This is a genomic window from Halomonas sp. HK25, from assembly GCF_047795635.1.
In the GTDB taxonomy this organism is placed as follows: domain Bacteria; phylum Pseudomonadota; class Gammaproteobacteria; order Pseudomonadales; family Halomonadaceae; genus Halomonas.
In genome coordinates, this window is sequence record NZ_CP181044.1 from 565655 (window position 1) to 584326 (window position 18672).

Genomic DNA, 18672 nt, shown 5'->3' on the forward strand with positions numbered 1-18672 from the left:
TGGTGGCGCAACCTCCTTCGAAACCCCATGTGGAGCCATGACATGCTGCAGACAAACAACAGTAACGGCCCCCTCTCGCGCTTCACCGTGATCGACGCCAGCCGCGTGAGGGCGGGTCCCACCGCCATTCGACTTTTCGCCGATATGGGCGCCCGGGTGATCAAGATCGAGATACCCGAGGGCGCCCCGGGTGGTGACGACATGATCGGGGCCCGTACCCACGACCACGCCGATTTCGAGAACCTGCACCGCAACAAGGAGAGCCTGACCCTGAATCTCAAGACCGAGGAAGGGAAGGCGATCTTTAACGACTTGATTCGCGAAGCAGATGTCTTCATCGAGAACTATCGGCCCGACGTCAAACATAAGCTGGGCATCGACTACGAGTCGCTGAAGGCGATCAACCCGCGCCTGGTTTACGCCAGCATTTCCGGCTTCGGCCAGGACGGACCCTACAGCAAGCGTCCCGGCTTCGACTCCATCGCCCAGGGCATGGGCGGCCTGATGTCCATCACCGGTGAGCCAGGGCGCGGCCCCATGCGCGTCGGCATTCCGCTGGCTGACCTCGCGGCCGGCCACTTCTGTGCTCAGGGCATCCTGGTGGCACTACTCGAACGCGAAGTGTCCGGCGAGGGGCAGTGGGTACACACCAACTTGCTGGAATCCCAGATCGCCATGCTCGATTTTCAGGCCGCCAAGTGGTTGATCGATGGCCACGTGTCCGGGCAGAACGGCAATGAGCATCCCATCACCGTGCCCACCGGGGTCTATCCCACCCGTGACGGCTACCTGAACCTGGCCGCCATCGGCCAGACCATGTGGGTCCGCCTCTGCCAGGTGCTGGGGGTGCCCGAACTGTTGGATGAGCCGGGCTTCGAGACGGATGCCCAACGGGTCAGCAACCGCGACCGGGTCAACGAGGCCATCAGTGGACTCTTCCTGCAGCGCACCACCGCCGAGTGGATCGATGCCCTCAACGAGGCAGGGGTGCCCTGTGGCCCTATCTACGGCATCGACAAGATGTTCGAGGATGAGCAGGTCAAGCACCTGGATGTCACCTGGGATATCGATCACCCGGAGCGCGGCACCCTCGAGGTCATCAATACGCCCATTCGGATGTCCCGCTTTCCGCGCCCGGAGAAGGCCAGGCCGGCCCCCGAGAAGGGGGAGCACACGGACCGCATCCTGCTGGAACTGGGTATCTCGCCGGCACAGATCGACGAGCTGAAGAAACGCCACATCGTGTGAGGCGGCCGGTTTCGAATATCAACAACAGACAGGAGTATCGCCCATGGCAACGCTAACGGCCGCATTCGGCACCTCTCACAGCATCATGCTGACCTCCCGCAAGGAAGACTGGCAGTACGGCTTCAAGGAGGTCGATCCCCGCAACCCGCACTACTTCGATCGCGAAGGCAACCATCGCACCTACGAGGAGTTGCTCGCCGTCGCACCGGCCGACTCCGAGTCCATGGTCACCCCGGAGAAGATGGCCGAGCGTTTCGATGCCGCCGACGCGGCGATGAACGCCCTCAAGGATCGGATTGCGGCAGCCGACCTGGATGTGCTGCTGGTGGCCGGCGATGATCAGACAGAGCTGTTTCGGCTTACCAACATGCCAGCCATCGCCATCTATTACGGCGAGACCATCCGCAACGCCCAGCGCGAGGCGCTAAGCGAGGACGACAGCTGGTATCGCCATGCTCGGGCACAGCGTCAGGAGCCGGATGGCGACGTGCACTACCCGGTGGACAGCGAGCTTGCCGAATGGCTGATTCGTCGTCTCTCCGACAAGGAGTTCGATATCACCGCCCTGGCCGGCCTCGAGGGAGAGCAGTTCGAGGGACATGCCTTCTCCTTCCCGCACCGTCGCTATCTCTCCCATGCCCGGCTGCCCGTCGTGCCGATCATGGTCAACACCTTCGATCCTCCCAACCAGCCCACGGCCAAGCGCTGCGTGGCGCTGGGGCGTGCCCTGCGCGAGCTGATCGCCGAGTACCCGAAGGATCTGAAGGTGGGGATCATGGCCTCCGGCGGTCTCTCCCACTTCGTGGTGGATGAAGCGTTCGACCATCGGCTGATCGAGGCCTTCCGCAACGGCGATCTGGACTATCTCGCCTCGATCGATCCGCGACGTCTCAAGGCCGGCAGTTCGGAGATCCGTAACTGGATCGTGGTGGCGGCGGCGGCTACTGACCTCGAACTGGACTGGGCCGAGTATGTGCCCGGCTACCGTACCCCGGCGCTGACGGGGACGGGGCTGTGCTTCGCCAGCTGGAAACCTGCGAGCTAAATATAAGGGTGACTGATATGTCGGATGACTTTCTGACCCGGTTGCGGCGCCTGGACTGCTGCGCGCTCTCCGATGCCATGGACAAGCTGGGACTGCCCGGTGCGGTGACGGATCTGCACCAGTACTCGGGGACCAGGCGCATTTCAGGGCGTGCGATTACCGTCAAGCTGGAGGCGGTGGAGGCCCTGCAGGGTAAAGCCCTGGAAGGATCGCCACGTCATTTGTGCTGCAGCGCCATCGAGGCGGGCGACAGCGACAACGTGATCCTCGTCGAGCAGCGGACCGGTCTCGATGCGGGTAGCTGGGGCGGTTTGCTGTCGCTGGGGGCCAAGGTGCGCGGCATCGCCGGGGTCGTGGCCGATGGCCCGGTGCGTGATATCGACGAGGCTCGGGAGATGGGGTTCCCGGTCTTCGCCCGCACTCTCACCTCGCGTACGGCCCGAGGCCGGGTCGCCGAGGTTGGCACCAATGTCCCCATCCAGGTGGGCGAGGTGCGGGTGGAGGCGGGGGACTATATCGCCGCCGACAACAGTGCGGTGATCCTGATTCCTGCTTCCCGTATCGAGGAGGTCATCGAGACCGCCGAGATGATCGTGCGCAAGGAGGCAGTGATGGCCAAGGCGATACTGACCGGTCAGCCCATCGGCGATGTCATGGGTGGCAACTACGAACAGATGCTGGAGACGTGAAGATGAGCGACAACAACAAGACCACCCAGGACAAGAATGTGGCGCGTGCGGCGAAGCTGGATACCGCGACCCTGAGCGATGCGCTGGACAAGCATGGCATCAATGGGCAGTGCTATCGGGTCGCCCCCCGCGACAACAGCTTTCGACTGGCCGGGCGCGCCTACACCCTCAAGTACGGCCCGGCCAGCCATCCGCCCGGCACCGTTGGCGACTATATCGACGACGTTCCCCCGGGCAGCGTGCTGGTGCTGGACAACCAGGGCCGCGATGACGCCACCGTATGGGGCGATATCCTGACCGAGATCGCCCATCGCCGCGGCATCGCCGGCACCGTGATCGACGGCGTCTGCCGGGACGTGGCGCTGTGTCGTGAGTTGGGGTATCCGGTCTATGCACGCGGCCATTGGATGCGTACCGGCAAGGACCGGGTCCAGGTCGAGGCCACCAATGTGCCGGTCAATATCGGTCATGCCCGGGTGGCCCCCGGTGATCTGCTGCGCGGCGATGCCGATGGCGTGTTGGTGATACCCCAGGAGCACGAGGCGGCAGTGCTGGACACTGCCGAGGCCATCGAAGCAGCCGAGAACGGCATCCGCGAAGCGGCTCGCAGTGGCATGCGCCTGGACGAGGCCCGTGCCCAGTTTCGTTATCACCAGCTGCAGACGGCAGAGCAGTGAGGAGGACTTGCCATGACAATCAGTGACGACACCATGCGTCGGGCCGCCGCGCTGCCTACCGCCACGCTGCATGAGGCCTTCGGCAAGCGCGGTAACCTGCCGTCCGCCATCAAGCCGGTATCCGCGGATTTCAGGGTCTGCGGAAGAGCGGTCACGGTGCATGTCCCCGGTGGCGACAATGTCTGGATCCATCGTGCCATCTATGAGGCCCGGCCAGGCGATGTACTGGTGGTCTGTACCAACAGCACCTTTGAACACGGCTACTGGGGCGAGATCATGTCCACGGCGGCCCTGGAGCGCGGACTCGCCGGTGTGGTCATCGACGGGGGGGCTCGCGATGGCAGCCTCCTGGCCGAGTTCGGTTTTCCCGTGTTTTCCCGAGGACTGTGCATCAAGGGCACCGGCAAGGATCTCGATGCCGTGGCCTGGATCAACCAGCCGGTGATGATCGGTGACGTTGTGGTGACGGCGGGAGACCTTGTGGTTGGTGACGGGGATGGGGTGGTAGTGATTCCTCACGCTGAGGTAGCCGGCGTCATTGATGCGGCTGAGCGTCGGGAGGATGACGAAGCGCAGATTCTCGAGCGTCTCAAGGCTGGGGAGTCCACGCTCGCCATCTATGGCTGGGGTTGAGCAGCGAGGAGCGAACACTATGACAGCAACGCCTCCCGTCCTGGAAATGGACGGACATCTGGCGACCCTCACCCTCAGCCGCCCGGAGCAGGGCAATCGCCTGAGCGATGGTGACCTCGACGTGCTGGTCGAGCACTTCGCGACGATCAACGCCTCGTCGGCGAGAGTGGTCCGGTTATGTGCCTTGGGCCGCCACTTCTGTGCCGGTTATGACGTCTCGGACCTGGCGTCGGGTGCTGGTGGCGAGCGCTTCGAGGCCACCATGGATGCCCTGGCGGCGCTGCGGCCAATCACCGTTGCCGAGGTGCAGGGTGGTGCCTATGGCGGTGCCAGCGATCTGCTGCTGGCCTGCGACTTTCGCCTCGGTAGCCATGCCGCGAGAGTCAGCATGCCGGCGGCCCGGTTCGGCCTGCATCTCTATGGCGGTATCCTGCGCCGCTACGTCTCGCGTCTCGGGCTGAATACCGCCAAGCGGATGATTCTTAATACCGAGCCGCTGGAAGCGCAGGAGATGTTCCAGTTGGGGCTGCTGACCCATCCGCCCTGTGCCGCTGAAGAACTGGCCGCCAGAAGCCAGGCGATCATCGACCACCTCATGGCGTTGGCACCGCTGGCGCTCGAGGGCATGAAGCGCCACCTGAATGCCATCGCCGATGGCTGTTTCGAGACTCGATGGCTGCACGAGGACATCGATCGCTGCAAGGCGTCGCGGGATTTCCGCGAGGGGTTGCAGGCGATCAAGGACAAGCGTCCTGCCGTCTTCGACGGTTGCTGAAGTACTGATGGCTTCCGATTGCGACTAAGGTCTATAGGTGTGGGATGGATTAATCTGTGAATGTGGTTCATGCTCTCTGTAAGTAAGGCTTATATAAGGTTAGCTTACTGTGTGGGGCGTCAACAATCCATAACAAAGATAAATGGAGTGCAACAAGATGCTGATCAAATCTGGAGTTCGAACACTGTCCCTGGCCGCTGGTCTCACCCTTCCCCTGGTGGCCATGGCCGAGCCAACTTTCCCCCGTGTCTCCGTGTGGACGGCCTACGACACCGGGTCTACCTACTATATCCAGGCGTCGGCCTTGGGCGGTCTGCTGCGCGAGCATCAGAATAGTAATATTCGCATCATTCCTGGCCGCAATGACGTGGCCCGGATGACGCCGCTGAAAACCGGCCAGGCCAGCTATACCATGAGCGGCATCGCCACCTATTTTGCCCAGGAAGGGGTGATGCTCTTCAACTCCGATGAGTGGGGCCCCCAGCCGCTGCGCGTGGTGTCGGCCAATTTCGGCGGCCAAGCCATCGGCCTGGCGGCATCAGGCGCCTCCGGCATCGAGACGCCGGCAGACCTGGAGGGCAAGCGGGTCGCCTACGTGCTGGGCGGTGATGCCATGAACATGACCACTGCCGCCGTGCTCTCCTATGCCGGGCTCACCTGGGACGACGTCCGCAAGGTCGAGATCGGCAGCCCTCTCGAGGCCATCGACTCCGTACTCAATGGCGTGGCCCATGTCATGCCGGGCTCCACGGGTAATCCGCTGATCGAGCGGCTGAGCGGCAGCCCGGGCGGCCTCTCCTGGGTGCAATTGCCAGCGGACACGCCGGAAGGAAAGGAGGCCTGGGAGCGTATCGCCGAGACGGTTCCCTATTATCAGCCGATTACCGCCACTGAGGGAGTGAATATCAGCGAGGAGAACCCCTGGCACAGTGGTGGCTATGCGCTGCCCATCCTGGCGACGATGGCCGAGCAGGATGAGGACGAAGTGTACGCACTGGTCAAGTTCATGGACGAGCACTTCGAGACGTTCAATCGCCAGGCCCCGGCAGCCTCGGGCTGGGCCGCGGATAAGCAGAACTTCGAGTGGATCATGCCTTACCACGACGGCGCCATTCGCTACTTCACGGAAAAAGGCATCTGGAGCGATGAGCATCAGGCACACAATGACGAGCTGGTGCGCCGCCAGCAGGTGCTGTCCGAGGCTTGGGCGGAATACATGCAAACCAGTGGTGACAATGGCTTCAGTACGGAGGAGTGGAGTGATTATCGGGCGGCAGCACTGACTGAGGCCGGGTTCATTCCAGGGCTACGGTAACTGTCGCCGAGTGAAGTCTTGACCTGCCATGGCAGGTCAAGCCCCCATTCCTCTTGTGTGTGAGTGTGAGATATGTCGCAAGCCATCCAGCGCCGTCCTCCCCTGATGAGAGTCATTCTGATCGTAGTGGCGATTCTGTCGACTCTGACGGCCGTCTATCAGATATTCAATCTGGGCTTTTATACTGGCTTTTCCATGTTCGACGTTCAGTACATCTATGTACTGATGTCCATGCTGCTACCTGTCGTTTTTCTCTCTATCCCGATCAACCTGGGGACCAGGGAGGGTAGGGTGCCATGGTATGACTGGCTGTTGGCTATCGCTGCTCTCCTGTGCTGTGGCTTCTTTGCCGCCAATGCGATGAATGCCATTCATCGTGGCTGGGAGTTTGCTGCACCAGAACATGTCGTCTACATGAGTTATCTGATGTGGGCCCTGACGCTAGAAGCGGTGCGCCGCTGTGGCGGTTGGGCGATATTCACGGTTGTTCTACTGATGTCGTGCTTCCCCCTTTTCGCAGATTGGCTACCGGATAGCCTGGCGGGCATGTCGACACCGATCGACCAGGTGGCGATCTATCATGCCCTCAGTGCGGAAAGTATCCTGGGCATTCCGGTCCAGGCATACGGCAAATTAGTGATCGGCTTCCTGCTGTTCGGTACGGCGCTGCAGTGTACCGGTGGCGGTAAATTCTTTCTCGACCTTTCGTTTTCGCTCTTGGGTAAGGTCCGTGGCGGTCCCGCCAAGGTGGCAATCTTCTCCAGTGGCCTTATGGGTTCCATGTCCGGTAGCGTCATCACGAATGTATTGACCACGGGGCCTCTCTCCATCCCGGCCATGCGTCGTGTCGGGTTTTCCAAGACCTATGCGGCCGGCGTGGAGACCTGCGCTTCCACGGGTGGGGTGCTGATGCCTCCGGTCATGGGGGCTGCGGCTTTTATCATGGCGGTATTTCTCGACATTCCCTATGGCCAGATCGCCCTGGCAGCGGTGATTCCCTCGGCACTCTACTTCTATGGCCTGTTCATCCAGATCGATTTCTTCGCTGCACGCCAGGGGCTCAAGGGACTCGAGGAGAAGGAACTGCCCAAGCTGGGTGAGACGTTCAAGGCGGGATGGCACTATCTCTTTGTCTTTGTCCTGCTGATCTGGATGCTGCTGGTGATGAACCGCGAGGCTGTGGCGCCCTTCTATGCCACTGCCCTGCTGATCGTCATCAATCAAGTTCGTGCCGTTAACCGCTGGTCGCTGGCCGACCTCTGGGGGTTCGTCGAGGTGAGCGGACTTCGTCTGGTGGAACTGCTGGGCCTCATGGCGGGTATCGGCATGATCATGGGCGGGTTGGCAGTTACGGGGATGTCGGGGACGATTGCAACCGATCTTCTGTTCATCGCCGGTGGTAACCCGATGGTACTGTTGCTGATGGGGGCTTTGACAAGCTTTATCCTGGGGATTGGTATGCCCATCACCGCGGCCTATATCTTTCTGGCGATCGCACTGGCACCGGCACTGATCGATGCAGGCCTGAATCCAGTCGCGGTGCACATGTTCATCCTCTACTGGGGCATGCTCAGCTTCATCACTCCACCTGTGGCGACCGGCGCCTTTACTGCAGCCAAGGTAGCAGGGAGCCATCCCATGAAGACAGGCTTCATGTCGATGCATCTCGGCAGCATCATCTACTTCATTCCCTTCTTCTTCGTACTGGAGCCGGCGTTGCTTCTGCAGGGATCAGTCGATGAGATTATCAAGGCAATTGTCTCGGCAGTCATCGGCATCGCCCTGGTGGCAGGCGGCCTACAGGGGTATCTCCCCAAGCTCGGCTCTCTGGCGCAAGCAGGTTTCCTTCAGTGGCCTGTGAGAGGCTTGTTCATCATCGGTGGGCTACTGGTGGCGATGCCGCATAATCCGCTGATCAATGTGCCTGAAGTTGGCATGCTGGCCCTGGCCCTGGCCTGCCTGGTAGCGGCCACACTGCTCAGCCTGTTGTTTCGCAAGCGCAGCATGGCGGCTAGCTAAGGGCGAGTGGCATTCGCGGGAGGAAAGGCAATGATGCGCGCAGGAACCTTGTCACTACTGGTAGCGGCCAATACGGCACTGGCGCCCCTGGCCATCGATGCCTACCTTCCTGCACTGCCTCAGCTGGCGAGCGAGCTCGGTACGACTGTCCATCGTGCCGAGCTCTCTATCAGCATCTTTCTTGGCGGCTTCGCCGTGGGCCAACTGGTATGCGGTCCACTGTCCGATCGCCTGGGCCGCAAGCCGATCCTCATGACGGGGCTGCTGCTGTTCATGATAGCCAGCGTCATGCTCGCCATGTCCAGCTCATTGACGGAGCTCTTTGCATGGCGTTTTGTGCAAGCGCTGGGTGGTGGCGCCAGTGTGGTCAACTCTTCTGCCATCGTACGCGACTGTTTCAAGGGAAGGGAGGCGGCCAAGGTGATGTCCACAATGGCGATGATCATGATGCTGGCGCCCCTGGTGGCTCCCCTCATCGGGAGTATCCTGCTCTACCTTGCTGGTTGGCAGTCGGTCTTCCTGTTCCTGGCGGCTTATGCGGCCATGGTACTCCTGGTGATCGGCTTCGGCTTGCCAGAAACGCATCCGGGTGGCTCCACGGCAGTAACCCCCATGCGTGTGTTAAGGAACTACGCATCGGTACTGGGCCACCGTGAAGCCCGGGGATACATCTGTGCGGTAGCCATGTCTTTCTCGGGGTTGATGGCCTTCGTTACCTCTTCCCCCTTCGTGTATATGGAGCTACTCAAGATTTCTCCCGCTGTCTATCCATTCGTTTTTGGCGCCAATATCATTTTTGTTGCCATGTGCAGCCGAATGAATGTGAGGTTGCTTAGGCACAGGAGCCCAAGGCAGAACCTTTTGCTGGGGTTGGGGATTCAGTTGATGTCGGCGTTGGCGCTGGTGATGGTGGCTACGTCTGGCATGGTTACCATGTACAGTGTGGTGCCATTTGTCATGCTGTTCGTCGGTGCCATTGGGCTAGTAACCCCCAATGCCATCGCCTCCGTGTTGGAGTACTTTCCTCATATCAGCGCTACGGCTGCCGCGCTGATGGGCGGCATCAAGTTCGTTTGTGCTGGATTGGCAGGGTTCCTGGTGACCTTCTTCGAGGTCGACAGCATCTGGCCCATGGTGCTGATGATGCTGTGTGTATCTGTCATCGGCAACCTTGGCCTGAGGTGGCTAACATCTTCACAAGAATCACTGCAGAGAGTGGAGGAGGGTTGATGTTGACAAGAGAGGTCAACGAGACATTGACGCGTGTAGGACCTGGCACCTCCATGGGAGCAGTGTTACGGCGTCACTGGCATCCTATTGCCGGAGTTGATGAGCTAGAGCACTCGCCAATCAAGTCGATAAGACTCCTGGGAGAGGATCTTGTCCTGTACAAGGACAAGAGTGGCGACTATGGCCTACTGGATCGCCACTGTGCCCATCGGCGAGCGGATCTGAGCCACGGCATTGTGGAGGATCATGGGATCCGCTGCTTCTACCATGGCTGGCAGTATGACCGGACCGGGCAGTGCACTCACCAGCCTTTCGAGGAACAGGTGGATCCATCGGCTTCGCTTTGCGCGAGAACTCGAGTCACCGCCTACCCGGTCAAGCCTGCCGGTGGGATGCTCTGGGCCTATCTGGGGCCGGCTCCCGTGCCTGAACTGCCGGAGTGGGAGGCGTTCCACTGGCCCAATGGTTTCGTACAGGTGGTCTTTTCCGAGGTGCCATGCAACTGGTTACAGGCTCAGGAAAACTCCATTGATCCAGTGCACTTCGAGTGGACGCATGCCAACTGGAGTCGACGGCAGCGCGACAGGAATGCGGGGTACGTTCCGACGCACCTGAAGCTTGACTTCGAGGAGTTTGAGCACGGCTTTATCTACAAGCGTGTCTGTGAAGATACCTCTGATGAGGACCCGCAATGGACAATCGGTCGGGTATGCCTGTGGCCCAACGGTTTCTTCCTGGGTGATCACTTCGAATGGCGTGTTCCCATCGACGATGAAAACATGCTCAGCGTGACCTGGTCCTTCATTCGAGTCCCGAGAGAGAGGGAACCCTACGAGCAGGCCAAGGTGCCGAGCTGGTACGCCCCCATCAAGGATGGCCAGGAGCGCTGGATCACCAGCCATGTGATCAACCAGGATATTGTGGCCTGGGTCGGTCAGGGGAGAATCACGGATAGAACCCAGGAAACCCTGGGGGCCAGCGATCGCGGAATTGCTCTCCTGCGGCGCCGGCTGCTTGATGATATCGATGCGGTGGAAAGTGGCAGGGACCCAAAGGGCGTGCTGAGAGAGCTTCTCCCGGCAGGAGGGATTCGTCTCCCCAGTGATCATCGCGAATTCTTTCTCGACGGGCTGCCTCTGGAAGATTATCGCCGCCACCCCAAGTGGGGACGACTGCTGACCCAGTTCATTTTCCATGCTGGGCAGCCTGAGGATGTCAAGGCAGCCTGCGAGGCGGCTACCGGGGTGAAACTGAAGAGCGATGAGGTCATTGACCTGTAGCTACCCTATCCACTAATTGAGGTATCGTCATGAGCCAGGTTGAGGAAATTTTCCAGGTCAGAGTCAAGTCCATTACCTATGAGGCGGAAGGTGTTCTGAGCTTCGATCTTCGCCCAGTGGCACCGCGACGAGAGCTTCCGGCCTTCACTGCAGGGGCCCATATCGATCTGCACCTGAGCAACGGCCTGATTCGAAGCTATTCGCTCTTCAACCCCCAGGAAGAAAGCGATCGGTATCGCGTCGCGGTCAACCTCGACGCCAATAGCCGTGGCGGATCACGCTTCATGCATGGCAGCGTCCATGCCGGAGATATCCTGAGCATAGGGGCACCGAGAAACAACTTTTCGCTGGACGAAGAGGCGAAGAGCAGCGTTCTGATTGCGGGTGGCATCGGCATCACCCCCCTCTATGCCATGGTGCGTCGTCTGGACGAGCTGGGTAAGAAGTGGACCCTCTATTACTCGACAAGGTCGAGGAAGAATACCGCCTTTATTGAGGAGATCGAGACGCTTAGCGCCAGCAGTCAACATGGCAACGTTGTGTTTCACTTCGATCAGGAGAGTTCGGGAGGCTTCCTGAACTTCCCTGACATCGTGGCCACCGCGCCGAGCGGTACGCATTTCTACTGCTGTGGTCCTCTGCCCATGCTGGAGGCCTTCGAGTCGGCCACCTCCGACCTGCATGATGATTGCGTGCATGTCGAGTACTTTGCCACCAAGGAGTCGGCCGATACCTCGGGGGGATTCACGGTGGAGTTGGCTAGGTCAGGAGCGAGCTACTATGTCCCAGCCGGCAAGACGGTCCTCGATGTGCTGATCGAGGAGGGCCACCAGCCGCTCTATTCCTGTCAGGAAGGCATCTGCGGCACCTGTGAAGTGACGGTGCTGGAGGGGGAGCCGGATCATCGTGACCTGGTGCTCTCCGCGAAGCAGCAGAAGGAGAACCGCAGCATGATGATCTGCTGTTCGGGTTGCAGGGGAGAGCGACTGGTGCTTGACCTCTGATATTTTTTTCTGCTAGAAAGTACGTAAGCCTTATATAAGGCCTACATATAAAATATACAATAAACAATCAAGGAAACCACAATGGCTGACTACAAGAATCTGAAGCGTGGCGCGCTCTTCTCTCTTTCTTCTCTTGCGCTGGCGGTGTCCCTCTCGGCCCAGGCCTATGAGTTCGAGGTGGGCGATACCACGGCCAGCATCTACGGCTATGCCAAGCTGGACCTGATCTACGATGTCAATGCCGAGCTCCCCCCGTTGGGCGCGAATGCCGCCATTCCACTCGATGGCACACCGCGGTCTGAGATTGAGGGGCATACCCAGCTGCATGCTTATCAGAGCCGTATCGCCTTCGCGACCTCGACACCAACGGCTCAAGGCGACCTGAAGACGGTCATCGAGGGGGACTTCTATGGCGGCGGGGGTGGCCAGTTCCGCCTACGTCACGCCTATGGAGAGTGGAACGGCATCACCGCGGGCCAGACGACCAGCAACTTTGGCTTCATCCTTGGCATGAACCGCATCATTGACTTCAAGCCGCAGCCGGGCCTCCCCAACGGCGCCCGGCAAGGCCAACTGCGCTACACGACGGGTGGTTTCTCGGTGGCACTGGAAGACCCCGCCAACCTGGGGGGCAGTGTGGCGGATGGGTTTACTCCCGGCGGTGGTTATGTGCCCCATGTCGCTAACAAGACCTCATTGCCTGATCTGACCCTGCGTTACATGGGCCAGGTCGGCAATCTCAACTATGGCGCCTCCGCACTGCTCCGTCAGCTATCGGTTGACGATGGCGTGAACGATGACAGCGCCACCGGTTGGGGGCTCAACCTCGAGGCGGAGTATCACCTCACACCGGCACTCACCCTGCGGGGCGGCGTGACCCACGGCGACGGGGTCGGTGGTTACATGGAGGAAGCTCCCGGGGCGCCGGCCTATGTCGACCCGGCTACCGGCAGCGTCGAGCCCATCACCTTGACGGGCGGCACGGTAGGCGTGCGGATCGCGACAGGCCCGGGCCATATCAACCTGGGCTATGGTTACGCCACAGCCGACCTGGACGACGCCATCGACGCCGGCGTGGCCAATGCCAATGTCGCCAACGAGACCTTCACCGATCTGCACCTGAACTATATCTGGTCGCCGATGCGTAACGTCAGCTATGGCGTGGAGGTCAGTCGCCAGACCCGTGAGATTGCCAGCGGCGAGGATGGCGATGCTGTGCGCCTGCAAGGCATGGTGATGTATCGCTTCTAAGCCGGTGTGACGGTTGCTGTGAAGGCAGTCCCTCGCAGTCGCTTTTTATGTGTTGTTCCGGTCTGTTTTGCCTCGGATATTCCGAGGCTTTTTTGTGTCCTGTGGAGGGTGCGGCGGGTCTCCATTTCACCGCCGATAGTATGGCCGAGGCAGGCCATCCTGCATCAAGAATGACGGCCACCAGCGAAGCTGGCGGCCGTCATATGGGGAGTCGTGAGGCTCTACAGCTTCTGCTCAAGCTCCAGCAGCGCCTCGAAGAGATCCGCGACCAGGCCGCGGGTCATGAAGAGCGCGACCTGGAAGCGTTCTTCCCTACAGCTTCTGCTCAAGCTCCGGCAAGGCCTCGAAGAGATCCGCGACCAATCCATAATCCGCGACCTGGAAGATCGGCGCCTCCTCGTCCTTGTTGATGGCGACGATTACCTTGGAGTCCTTCATGCCGGCCAGGTGCTGGATGGCCCCCGAGATGCCCACGGCGATGTAGAGCTCCGGGGCGACGATCTTGCCGGTCTGGCCCACCTGCATGTCGTTGGGCACGAAGCCAGCATCCACCGCGGCGCGCGAGGCGCCGATGGCCGCGCCGAGCTTGTCGGCGATACCCTCGAGCAGCTTGAAGTTCTCGCCGCTGCCCATGCCGCGGCCGCCGGAGATCACCACGCGGGCGGCGCCCAGCTCGGGACGGTCGGACTGGGCCAGCTCTTCCTTGACGAAGGTGGACTGGGCGTTGTCGGCGACGAAGTCCACCGTCTCGATGGCGGCACTGCCACCCTCAGCCACGGCATCGAAGCCGGTGGTGCGCACGGTGATCACCTTGAGGGCGTCCTCGCTCTGCACCGTGGCGATGGCGTTGCCGGCGTAGATCGGGCGCTTGAAGGTGTCCGGGGCGTCGACGGCGATGATCTCGGAGATCTGCCCCACGTCGCGCAGCGCGGCCACCCGCGGCAGCACGTTCTTGCCGGTGGTGGAGGCGGCCGCCAGCAGGTGGGTGTAGTCGCCGACCAGCTCGTGGATCAGCGCCGCGGTGGGCTCGGCCAGCAGGTGGGCGTAGGCGGCGTGATCGGCCACGCGGACCTTGGCCACGCCGTCGAGCTTCGCGGCGGCCTCGGCGATGGCGCCGAGGTTCTCGCCGGCGACCAGCACGTGGATATCGCCGCCAATGGCCTGGGCCGCGGCGACCACATGGGCGGTGGCGCCAGCCAGGGCGCCGTCGTGATGTTCCGCGAGTACCAGAATGCTCATGAAATCAGCTCCTCTCAAAGCACTGTTGTCAAAGCACTTTGGCTTCGTTCTTGAGTTTATCGATCAGCTCGTCCACGGAGCCCACCTTGACGCCGCCCTGGCGCTCGGCCGGCGGCTCGACCTTGAGCAGCGTGACCTTCGAGGCCACCGAGATGCCCAGATCCGCCGGGGTCTTGACGTCCATCGGCTTCTTCTTGGCCTTCATGATGTCGGGCAGCTTGGCGTAGCGCGGCTCATTCAGGCGCAGGTCGGTGGTGACGATGGCCGGCAGGCTCAGCTCGATGGTCTGCAGGCCGCCGTCGACCTCGCGGGTGACCTGGAGCTTTCCATCACCCCCGTCCCCGCTGACGTTCACCTCGGAGGCGAAGGTGCCCTGGGGCAGGCCGGTCAGGGCGGCGAGCATCTGGCCAGTCTGGTTGTTGTCGGTGTCGATGGCCTGCTTGCCGAGGATCACCAGGCCCGGCTGCTCGTCCTCGACCAGCTTGGCCAGCGCCTTGGCCGCACCCAGGGACTCGACGCGCTCGTCGGTCTCGGCTGACGTATCCACATGAATGGCGCGGTCGGCGCCCAGCGCCAGGGCGGTGCGCAACTGCTCCTGGGCGGCCTTGGGGCCGACGGTGACGACGACGATCTCGGTGGCCACACCACGCTCCTTCAGGCGCACCGCCTCTTCCACGGCGATCTCGCAGAAGGGGTTCATGGCCATCTTGACGTTGGTGAGGTCGACGTCGGAATGATCCGGCTTGACCCGGATCTTGACGTTGTAATCGATGACGCGCTTGACCGCGACGAGGACTTTCATGGTCTATCTCCTGAAGGTACATCTGGAGCAGGCGTGCCGGTGCCTGCCCGGATACTTGTGGTTAGAGGGCAGCGTCGCTGAATCGGGTCAATACCGCCCCGGCCTGGCGCAGGGTATGGCCATGGGCCATGGCCTGGGGGGCCTGGGTGGCCATGTAGAAGCGGGCCAGCTCGACCAGTCCCGACAGGTAGTCGGTGTCATCGTCGCCGGCCTCGCGGCGAGCCTCGGCGGCGAGCGCCAGGCGCGACATCTGCCAGGCGCCGCAGGCGATGCCCAGCAGGTGCAGCAGGGGTACGGCACCGGCATAGAGGTCGGCAGTATCGGCCTTGTGGGCAAGCAACCAGTCGGTGGTCTCGTCGAGCAGGGTCGCCTGGTCGCGGAGTGGCTCCGCCAGGTCGTTGAGTCGTTCATGGCCGTCGAGTTGGGTGGCGGTCTCGCGGATATCACTGATCAGCTCGCGCAGGGTCGCCCCCTCCTCGCGCAGGATCTTGCGGCCCAGCAGGTCGTTGGCCTGGATGCCGGTGGTGCCCTCGTAGATAGTCATGATGCGGGCATCGCGGAACAGCTGGGCGACCCCGGTCTCCTCGACGAAGCCCATGCCGCCGAACACCTGGATCGCCTCGTCGCAGAGGTCGTTGCCTACCTCGGTGCACCACCCCTTGGCCACCGGCATCAGCAGATCGACGTAGCGGCGATGCTTGTCGGCGACCTCGGCCTCCGGGTGATGACGCGCGATATCGAACCAGCCGGCGGCGGTGTAGAGCAGGCCGCGCATGGCCATCAGTCGGGCGCGCATCGACACCAGCATGCGCTTCACGTCGGGGTGGACCAGAATCGGTTTGCCGGACTCGCCGGTGACGATATCGCGTCCCTGGACGCGCTCCCGGGCATAGCTCAGGGCCGCCTGGTAGGCGCGCTCGCCGAGCGCCACGCCCTGCACGCCCACGTTGAAGCGGGCGTCGTTCATCATTACGAACATGGTGGCCAGGCCCTGGTGCGGCTCGCCGACCAGGTAGCCCAGGGCGCCGCCGTTGTCGCCGTAGCTCAGCGTGCAGGTGGGGCTGCCGTGGATACCCATCTTGTGCTCGATGGAGATGCAGCGGATGTCGTTCTTCTCTCCCGGCTCGCCTTGTTCGTCGAGCAGGTACTTGGGGGCCAGGAACAGCGATAGCCCCTTGACGCCGGCGGGGGCATCGGGAAGCCGCGCCAGCACCAGGTGCACGATGTTGGGAGTGAGCTCGTGCTCGCCGTAGGAGATATAGATCTTCTGGCCGGAAAGGCGGTAACTACTATCTTCGGCGGGCTCGGCGCGCATGCACGTGGCGCCAAGGTCGGAGCCGGCCTGGGGTTCGGTGAGATTCATGGTGGCCGCCCACTCGCCGCTGACTACCTTGTCCAGCCAGGTCGCCTTCTGCTCCTCGCTGGCGGCGATCATCAGCGCCTCGGTCTGGCCGACATTCAGCTGGGGCAACATGGCGAAGGCCATGTTAGTAGAGAACCACATCTCCCAGACCGGCGTGGAGACGAGCTTGGGCAACCCCTGGCCGCCGTGCTCCGGAGGCAGGGAGAGGCCGATCCAGCCGGCATCGCGGAACTGGTCGTAGGCCTCCTGCCAGCCGTCGGGGGTGATGACCCGCTCGCCTTCCAGGCGACATCCCTGCCGGTCGCCCACCGGGTTGATGGGGGCGAGTACGCCGGAAGCAAACTTGCCGGCCTCTTCGAGGACAGCGCCCACCAGGTCGGCCGAGGCATCCTCGCAGCCGGGCAGTGCCGCAACCTGCTCAAGCCCGGCGAGCTCGTCGAGAATGAACTGCATATCACGCAGCGGTGCTGAGTAGTCGATCATGCTGGAACCCTTGGAGTCGTGTACCTGCCGCACCCGCCAGCACTGGCGGGGCCGAAGTTACTTGGCGGCCATGCGCAGGGAGCCATCCAGACGGATGGTTTCACCGTTGAGCATGGCGTTGTCGACGATATGGCAGGCCAGGCGTGCAAATTCGTCGGGTTTGCCCAGGCGATTGGGGAAGGGAATCGAAGCGGCCAGGGTCTGCTGGACCTCTTCGGGCAGGGTCTTCATCAGCGGAGTCATGAAAAGCCCCGGGGCAATGGTGATGACGCGGATGCCGTGGCGGGCCAGCTCGCGGGCCATGGGCAGTGTCATCGAGACGATGCCGCCCTTGGAAGCGGCATAGCCGGCCTGGCCGATCTGTCCGTCGAAGGCGGCCACCGAGGCGGTGTTGATGATCACGCCGCGCTCGCCGTCCTGCTGGGGCTCGCCCTTGGCCATGGCCGCGGCGGCCACGCGGGCCATGTTGAAGCTGCCGTTGAGGTTGATGTCGACGATGCGCGAAAAGGTCTCGAGGGGCTGCGGGTTGCCTTCCCGGTCGAGCACCTTGGCGGGATTGCCGACCCCAGCGCAGTTGACCAGGCCGTGCAGGCCGCCGAAGGCTTCGACGGCCAGGTCCGTGGCGGCCACGGCCTCCTGTTCGTCGGTGACGTTGGTGCGCTGGAAACGAACCCGCTCACCGAGCTCACCTGCCAAGGCCTGGCCGCGCTCGTCATCGAGGTCGGCGATCACCACGTTGCCGCCCCCGGCATGCAGGGCGCGAACCGTGGCTTCACCGAGCCCCGAGGCACCGCCGGTCACGATAAAGGTGTTGTCCTGGAGTTTCATGAAATGCTCCTTGTCGGCATCAGGTACGCGGGCCCTGGCCTTTGCGGGTGAGGAAGTCCCCGATCCGTGCGGCCACTTCGGGGCTGGTCTGGGTCAGGGCGGCGGTCAGCGACTCGACGAAGAGGCCGTCATCGCTGGCCATGTTGTCGATGCGCGAGATGGCCGAGACCATGGCCCAGTTGGCCATGGGGGCGTTCTCGGCGATGCGGGTGGCGAGCTGGCGGGCCTTGTCGAGACTCTCTCCTTCTCCGACCACATAGTGGGAGAGGCCGAGGCGCTGGCCCTCGTCGGCCTCCAGAATGCGGCCGGTCAGCATCATCTCGCACATGCGGCCGGGCCCGATGATCTTGGCGACCCGCACCGAGGCACCACCACCGACGAAGATGCCGTGGCGACCCTCGGGGAGTTGATAGATCGTGCCGGGTTCGGCGATGCGCACATGGGTAGCGGTGGCCAGTTCCAGGCCGCCGCCAATGACCGCGCCCTGCATGGCGGCCACCACGGGAATGCCGCCGTTCTGGAGGCGGTCGAAGATGCGGTGCCAGCTCCGGGAGTGTTGCATCACGCCGAACGGCTCGCGATGCTGGTGTTCCGAGAGGTCCAGTCCGGCGCAGAAGTGCTTGCCCTCGGCGGCGAGGATGATCACCCGGGCGTCCTCCGGGGTGGCCACCAGGGCCTGTTCCAGGGCGTCGAGCAGGCGGTCGCTGATGGCGTTGCGCTTCCCCGGTCGAGCCAGGGTGATGGTGTAGATGCTGTCGTCCAGGGATGTCTTGACGAGAGATTCGTTCATG

17 protein-coding genes are annotated in these 18672 nt (G+C 62.3%); 12 read left to right on the forward strand and 5 right to left on the reverse strand.

All coding sequences use genetic code 11. The features are described 5' to 3' along the window. Nucleotides 1–42: 42 nt before the first annotated feature. The 12 genes from ACM26W_RS02775 (at nucleotide 43) to ACM26W_RS02830 (ending at nucleotide 13166) form a co-directional block, all read left to right on the forward strand. Entirely contained in the window at nucleotides 43–1248 is a 1206-nt protein-coding gene (locus tag ACM26W_RS02775; RefSeq protein ID WP_416139351.1) for a CaiB/BaiF CoA transferase family protein, read from the forward strand. Between the two features lie 43 nt (nucleotides 1249–1291). Continuing rightward, a complete protein-coding gene (locus ACM26W_RS02780; protein WP_416139352.1) occupies nucleotides 1292–2293 on the forward strand; it encodes a hypothetical protein in 1002 nt (333 codons plus the stop codon). Nucleotides 2294–2310: 17 nt separating this feature from the next. Further along, nucleotides 2311–2982, forward strand: a complete 672-nt coding sequence (locus ACM26W_RS02785; protein WP_416139353.1) for an RraA family protein — start codon at nucleotides 2311–2313, stop codon at nucleotides 2980–2982. 2 nt (nucleotides 2983–2984) lie between these two features. Continuing rightward, a complete protein-coding gene (locus tag ACM26W_RS02790; protein WP_416139354.1) occupies nucleotides 2985–3659 on the forward strand; it encodes an RraA family protein in 675 nt (224 codons plus the stop codon). A 12-nt stretch (nucleotides 3660–3671) separates the two neighbouring features. Beyond that, nucleotides 3672–4292: a 4-carboxy-4-hydroxy-2-oxoadipate aldolase/oxaloacetate decarboxylase gene (locus tag ACM26W_RS02795; RefSeq protein WP_416139355.1), complete on the forward strand. Its 621-nt coding sequence runs from the start codon at nucleotides 3672–3674 to the stop codon at nucleotides 4290–4292. 19 nt (nucleotides 4293–4311) lie between these two features. Beyond that, nucleotides 4312–5067: an enoyl-CoA hydratase/isomerase family protein gene (locus ACM26W_RS02800; RefSeq protein WP_416139356.1), complete on the forward strand. Its 756-nt coding sequence runs from the start codon at nucleotides 4312–4314 to the stop codon at nucleotides 5065–5067. A 157-nt stretch (nucleotides 5068–5224) separates the two neighbouring features. After that, complete coding sequence (locus ACM26W_RS02805; RefSeq protein WP_416139357.1) at nucleotides 5225–6382, forward strand: TAXI family TRAP transporter solute-binding subunit; 1158 nt, start codon at nucleotides 5225–5227, stop codon at nucleotides 6380–6382. 72 nt (nucleotides 6383–6454) lie between these two features. Next, entirely contained in the window at nucleotides 6455–8401 is a 1947-nt protein-coding gene (locus ACM26W_RS02810; protein WP_416139358.1) for a TRAP transporter permease, read from the forward strand. Between the two features lie 30 nt (nucleotides 8402–8431). Then, nucleotides 8432–9631: a Bcr/CflA family multidrug efflux MFS transporter gene (locus ACM26W_RS02815; protein WP_416139359.1), complete on the forward strand. Its 1200-nt coding sequence runs from the start codon at nucleotides 8432–8434 to the stop codon at nucleotides 9629–9631. Further along, a complete protein-coding gene (locus tag ACM26W_RS02820; protein WP_416139360.1) occupies nucleotides 9631–10911 on the forward strand; it encodes a Rieske 2Fe-2S domain-containing protein in 1281 nt (426 codons plus the stop codon). The genes ACM26W_RS02815 and ACM26W_RS02820 overlap by 1 nt, the downstream gene beginning before the upstream one ends. A gap of 29 nt (nucleotides 10912–10940) precedes the next feature. Further along, nucleotides 10941–11915 (forward strand): PDR/VanB family oxidoreductase, encoded by a 975-nt coding sequence (locus ACM26W_RS02825; RefSeq protein WP_416139361.1) that lies wholly within the window; start codon nucleotides 10941–10943, stop codon nucleotides 11913–11915. Nucleotides 11916–11996: 81 nt separating this feature from the next. Beyond that, nucleotides 11997–13166 (forward strand): DcaP family trimeric outer membrane transporter, encoded by a 1170-nt coding sequence (locus ACM26W_RS02830; RefSeq protein ID WP_416139362.1) that lies wholly within the window; start codon nucleotides 11997–11999, stop codon nucleotides 13164–13166. 312 nt (nucleotides 13167–13478) lie between these two features. Here ACM26W_RS02830 and ACM26W_RS02835 read toward each other — a convergent pair whose 3' ends face one another. The 5 genes from ACM26W_RS02835 to ACM26W_RS02855 form a co-directional block, all read right to left on the reverse strand. Further along, on the reverse strand, nucleotides 13479–14405 hold the full coding sequence (locus ACM26W_RS02835) for an electron transfer flavoprotein subunit alpha/FixB family protein (protein ID WP_416139363.1): 927 nt from the start codon (nucleotides 14403–14405) through the stop codon (nucleotides 13479–13481). 28 nt (nucleotides 14406–14433) lie between these two features. Continuing rightward, nucleotides 14434–15207 (reverse strand): electron transfer flavoprotein subunit beta/FixA family protein, encoded by a 774-nt coding sequence (locus ACM26W_RS02840; RefSeq protein ID WP_416139364.1) that lies wholly within the window; start codon nucleotides 15205–15207, stop codon nucleotides 14434–14436. Between the two features lie 61 nt (nucleotides 15208–15268). Further along, complete coding sequence (locus ACM26W_RS02845) at nucleotides 15269–17053, reverse strand: acyl-CoA dehydrogenase (RefSeq protein WP_416139365.1); 1785 nt, start codon at nucleotides 17051–17053, stop codon at nucleotides 15269–15271. A 57-nt stretch (nucleotides 17054–17110) separates the two neighbouring features. Beyond that, nucleotides 17111–17881, reverse strand: a complete 771-nt coding sequence (locus ACM26W_RS02850; RefSeq protein ID WP_416139366.1) for a 3-hydroxyacyl-CoA dehydrogenase — start codon at nucleotides 17879–17881, stop codon at nucleotides 17111–17113. Between the two features lie 19 nt (nucleotides 17882–17900). After that, the gene (locus ACM26W_RS02855) at nucleotides 17901–18671 is read right to left on the reverse strand and encodes a crotonase/enoyl-CoA hydratase family protein (protein ID WP_416139367.1); all 771 of its coding nucleotides are present in this window, start codon (nucleotides 18669–18671) and stop codon (nucleotides 17901–17903) included. Nucleotide 18672: the final 1 nt, after the last annotated feature.

Coding starts and splice junctions, on each gene's coding strand:
- ACM26W_RS02775 (WP_416139351.1), top strand. CDS start 43: ATGCTGCAGACAAACAACAGTAACGGCCCCCTCTCGCGCTTCACCGTG.
- ACM26W_RS02780 (WP_416139352.1), top strand. CDS start 1,292: ATGGCAACGCTAACGGCCGCATTCGGCACCTCTCACAGCATCATGCTG.
- ACM26W_RS02785 (WP_416139353.1), top strand. CDS start 2,311: ATGTCGGATGACTTTCTGACCCGGTTGCGGCGCCTGGACTGCTGCGCG.
- ACM26W_RS02790 (WP_416139354.1), top strand. CDS start 2,985: ATGAGCGACAACAACAAGACCACCCAGGACAAGAATGTGGCGCGTGCG.
- ACM26W_RS02795 (WP_416139355.1), top strand. CDS start 3,672: ATGACAATCAGTGACGACACCATGCGTCGGGCCGCCGCGCTGCCTACC.
- ACM26W_RS02800 (WP_416139356.1), top strand. CDS start 4,312: ATGACAGCAACGCCTCCCGTCCTGGAAATGGACGGACATCTGGCGACC.
- ACM26W_RS02805 (WP_416139357.1), top strand. CDS start 5,225: ATGCTGATCAAATCTGGAGTTCGAACACTGTCCCTGGCCGCTGGTCTC.
- ACM26W_RS02810 (WP_416139358.1), top strand. CDS start 6,455: ATGTCGCAAGCCATCCAGCGCCGTCCTCCCCTGATGAGAGTCATTCTG.
- ACM26W_RS02815 (WP_416139359.1), top strand. CDS start 8,432: ATGATGCGCGCAGGAACCTTGTCACTACTGGTAGCGGCCAATACGGCA.
- ACM26W_RS02820 (WP_416139360.1), top strand. CDS start 9,631: ATGTTGACAAGAGAGGTCAACGAGACATTGACGCGTGTAGGACCTGGC.
- ACM26W_RS02825 (WP_416139361.1), top strand. CDS start 10,941: ATGAGCCAGGTTGAGGAAATTTTCCAGGTCAGAGTCAAGTCCATTACC.
- ACM26W_RS02830 (WP_416139362.1), top strand. CDS start 11,997: ATGGCTGACTACAAGAATCTGAAGCGTGGCGCGCTCTTCTCTCTTTCT.
- ACM26W_RS02835 (WP_416139363.1), bottom strand. CDS start 14,405: ATGAGCATTCTGGTACTCGCGGAACATCACGACGGCGCCCTGGCTGGC.
- ACM26W_RS02840 (WP_416139364.1), bottom strand. CDS start 15,207: ATGAAAGTCCTCGTCGCGGTCAAGCGCGTCATCGATTACAACGTCAAG.
- ACM26W_RS02845 (WP_416139365.1), bottom strand. CDS start 17,053: ATGATCGACTACTCAGCACCGCTGCGTGATATGCAGTTCATTCTCGAC.
- ACM26W_RS02850 (WP_416139366.1), bottom strand. CDS start 17,881: ATGAAACTCCAGGACAACACCTTTATCGTGACCGGCGGTGCCTCGGGG.
- ACM26W_RS02855 (WP_416139367.1), bottom strand. CDS start 18,671: ATGAACGAATCTCTCGTCAAGACATCCCTGGACGACAGCATCTACACC.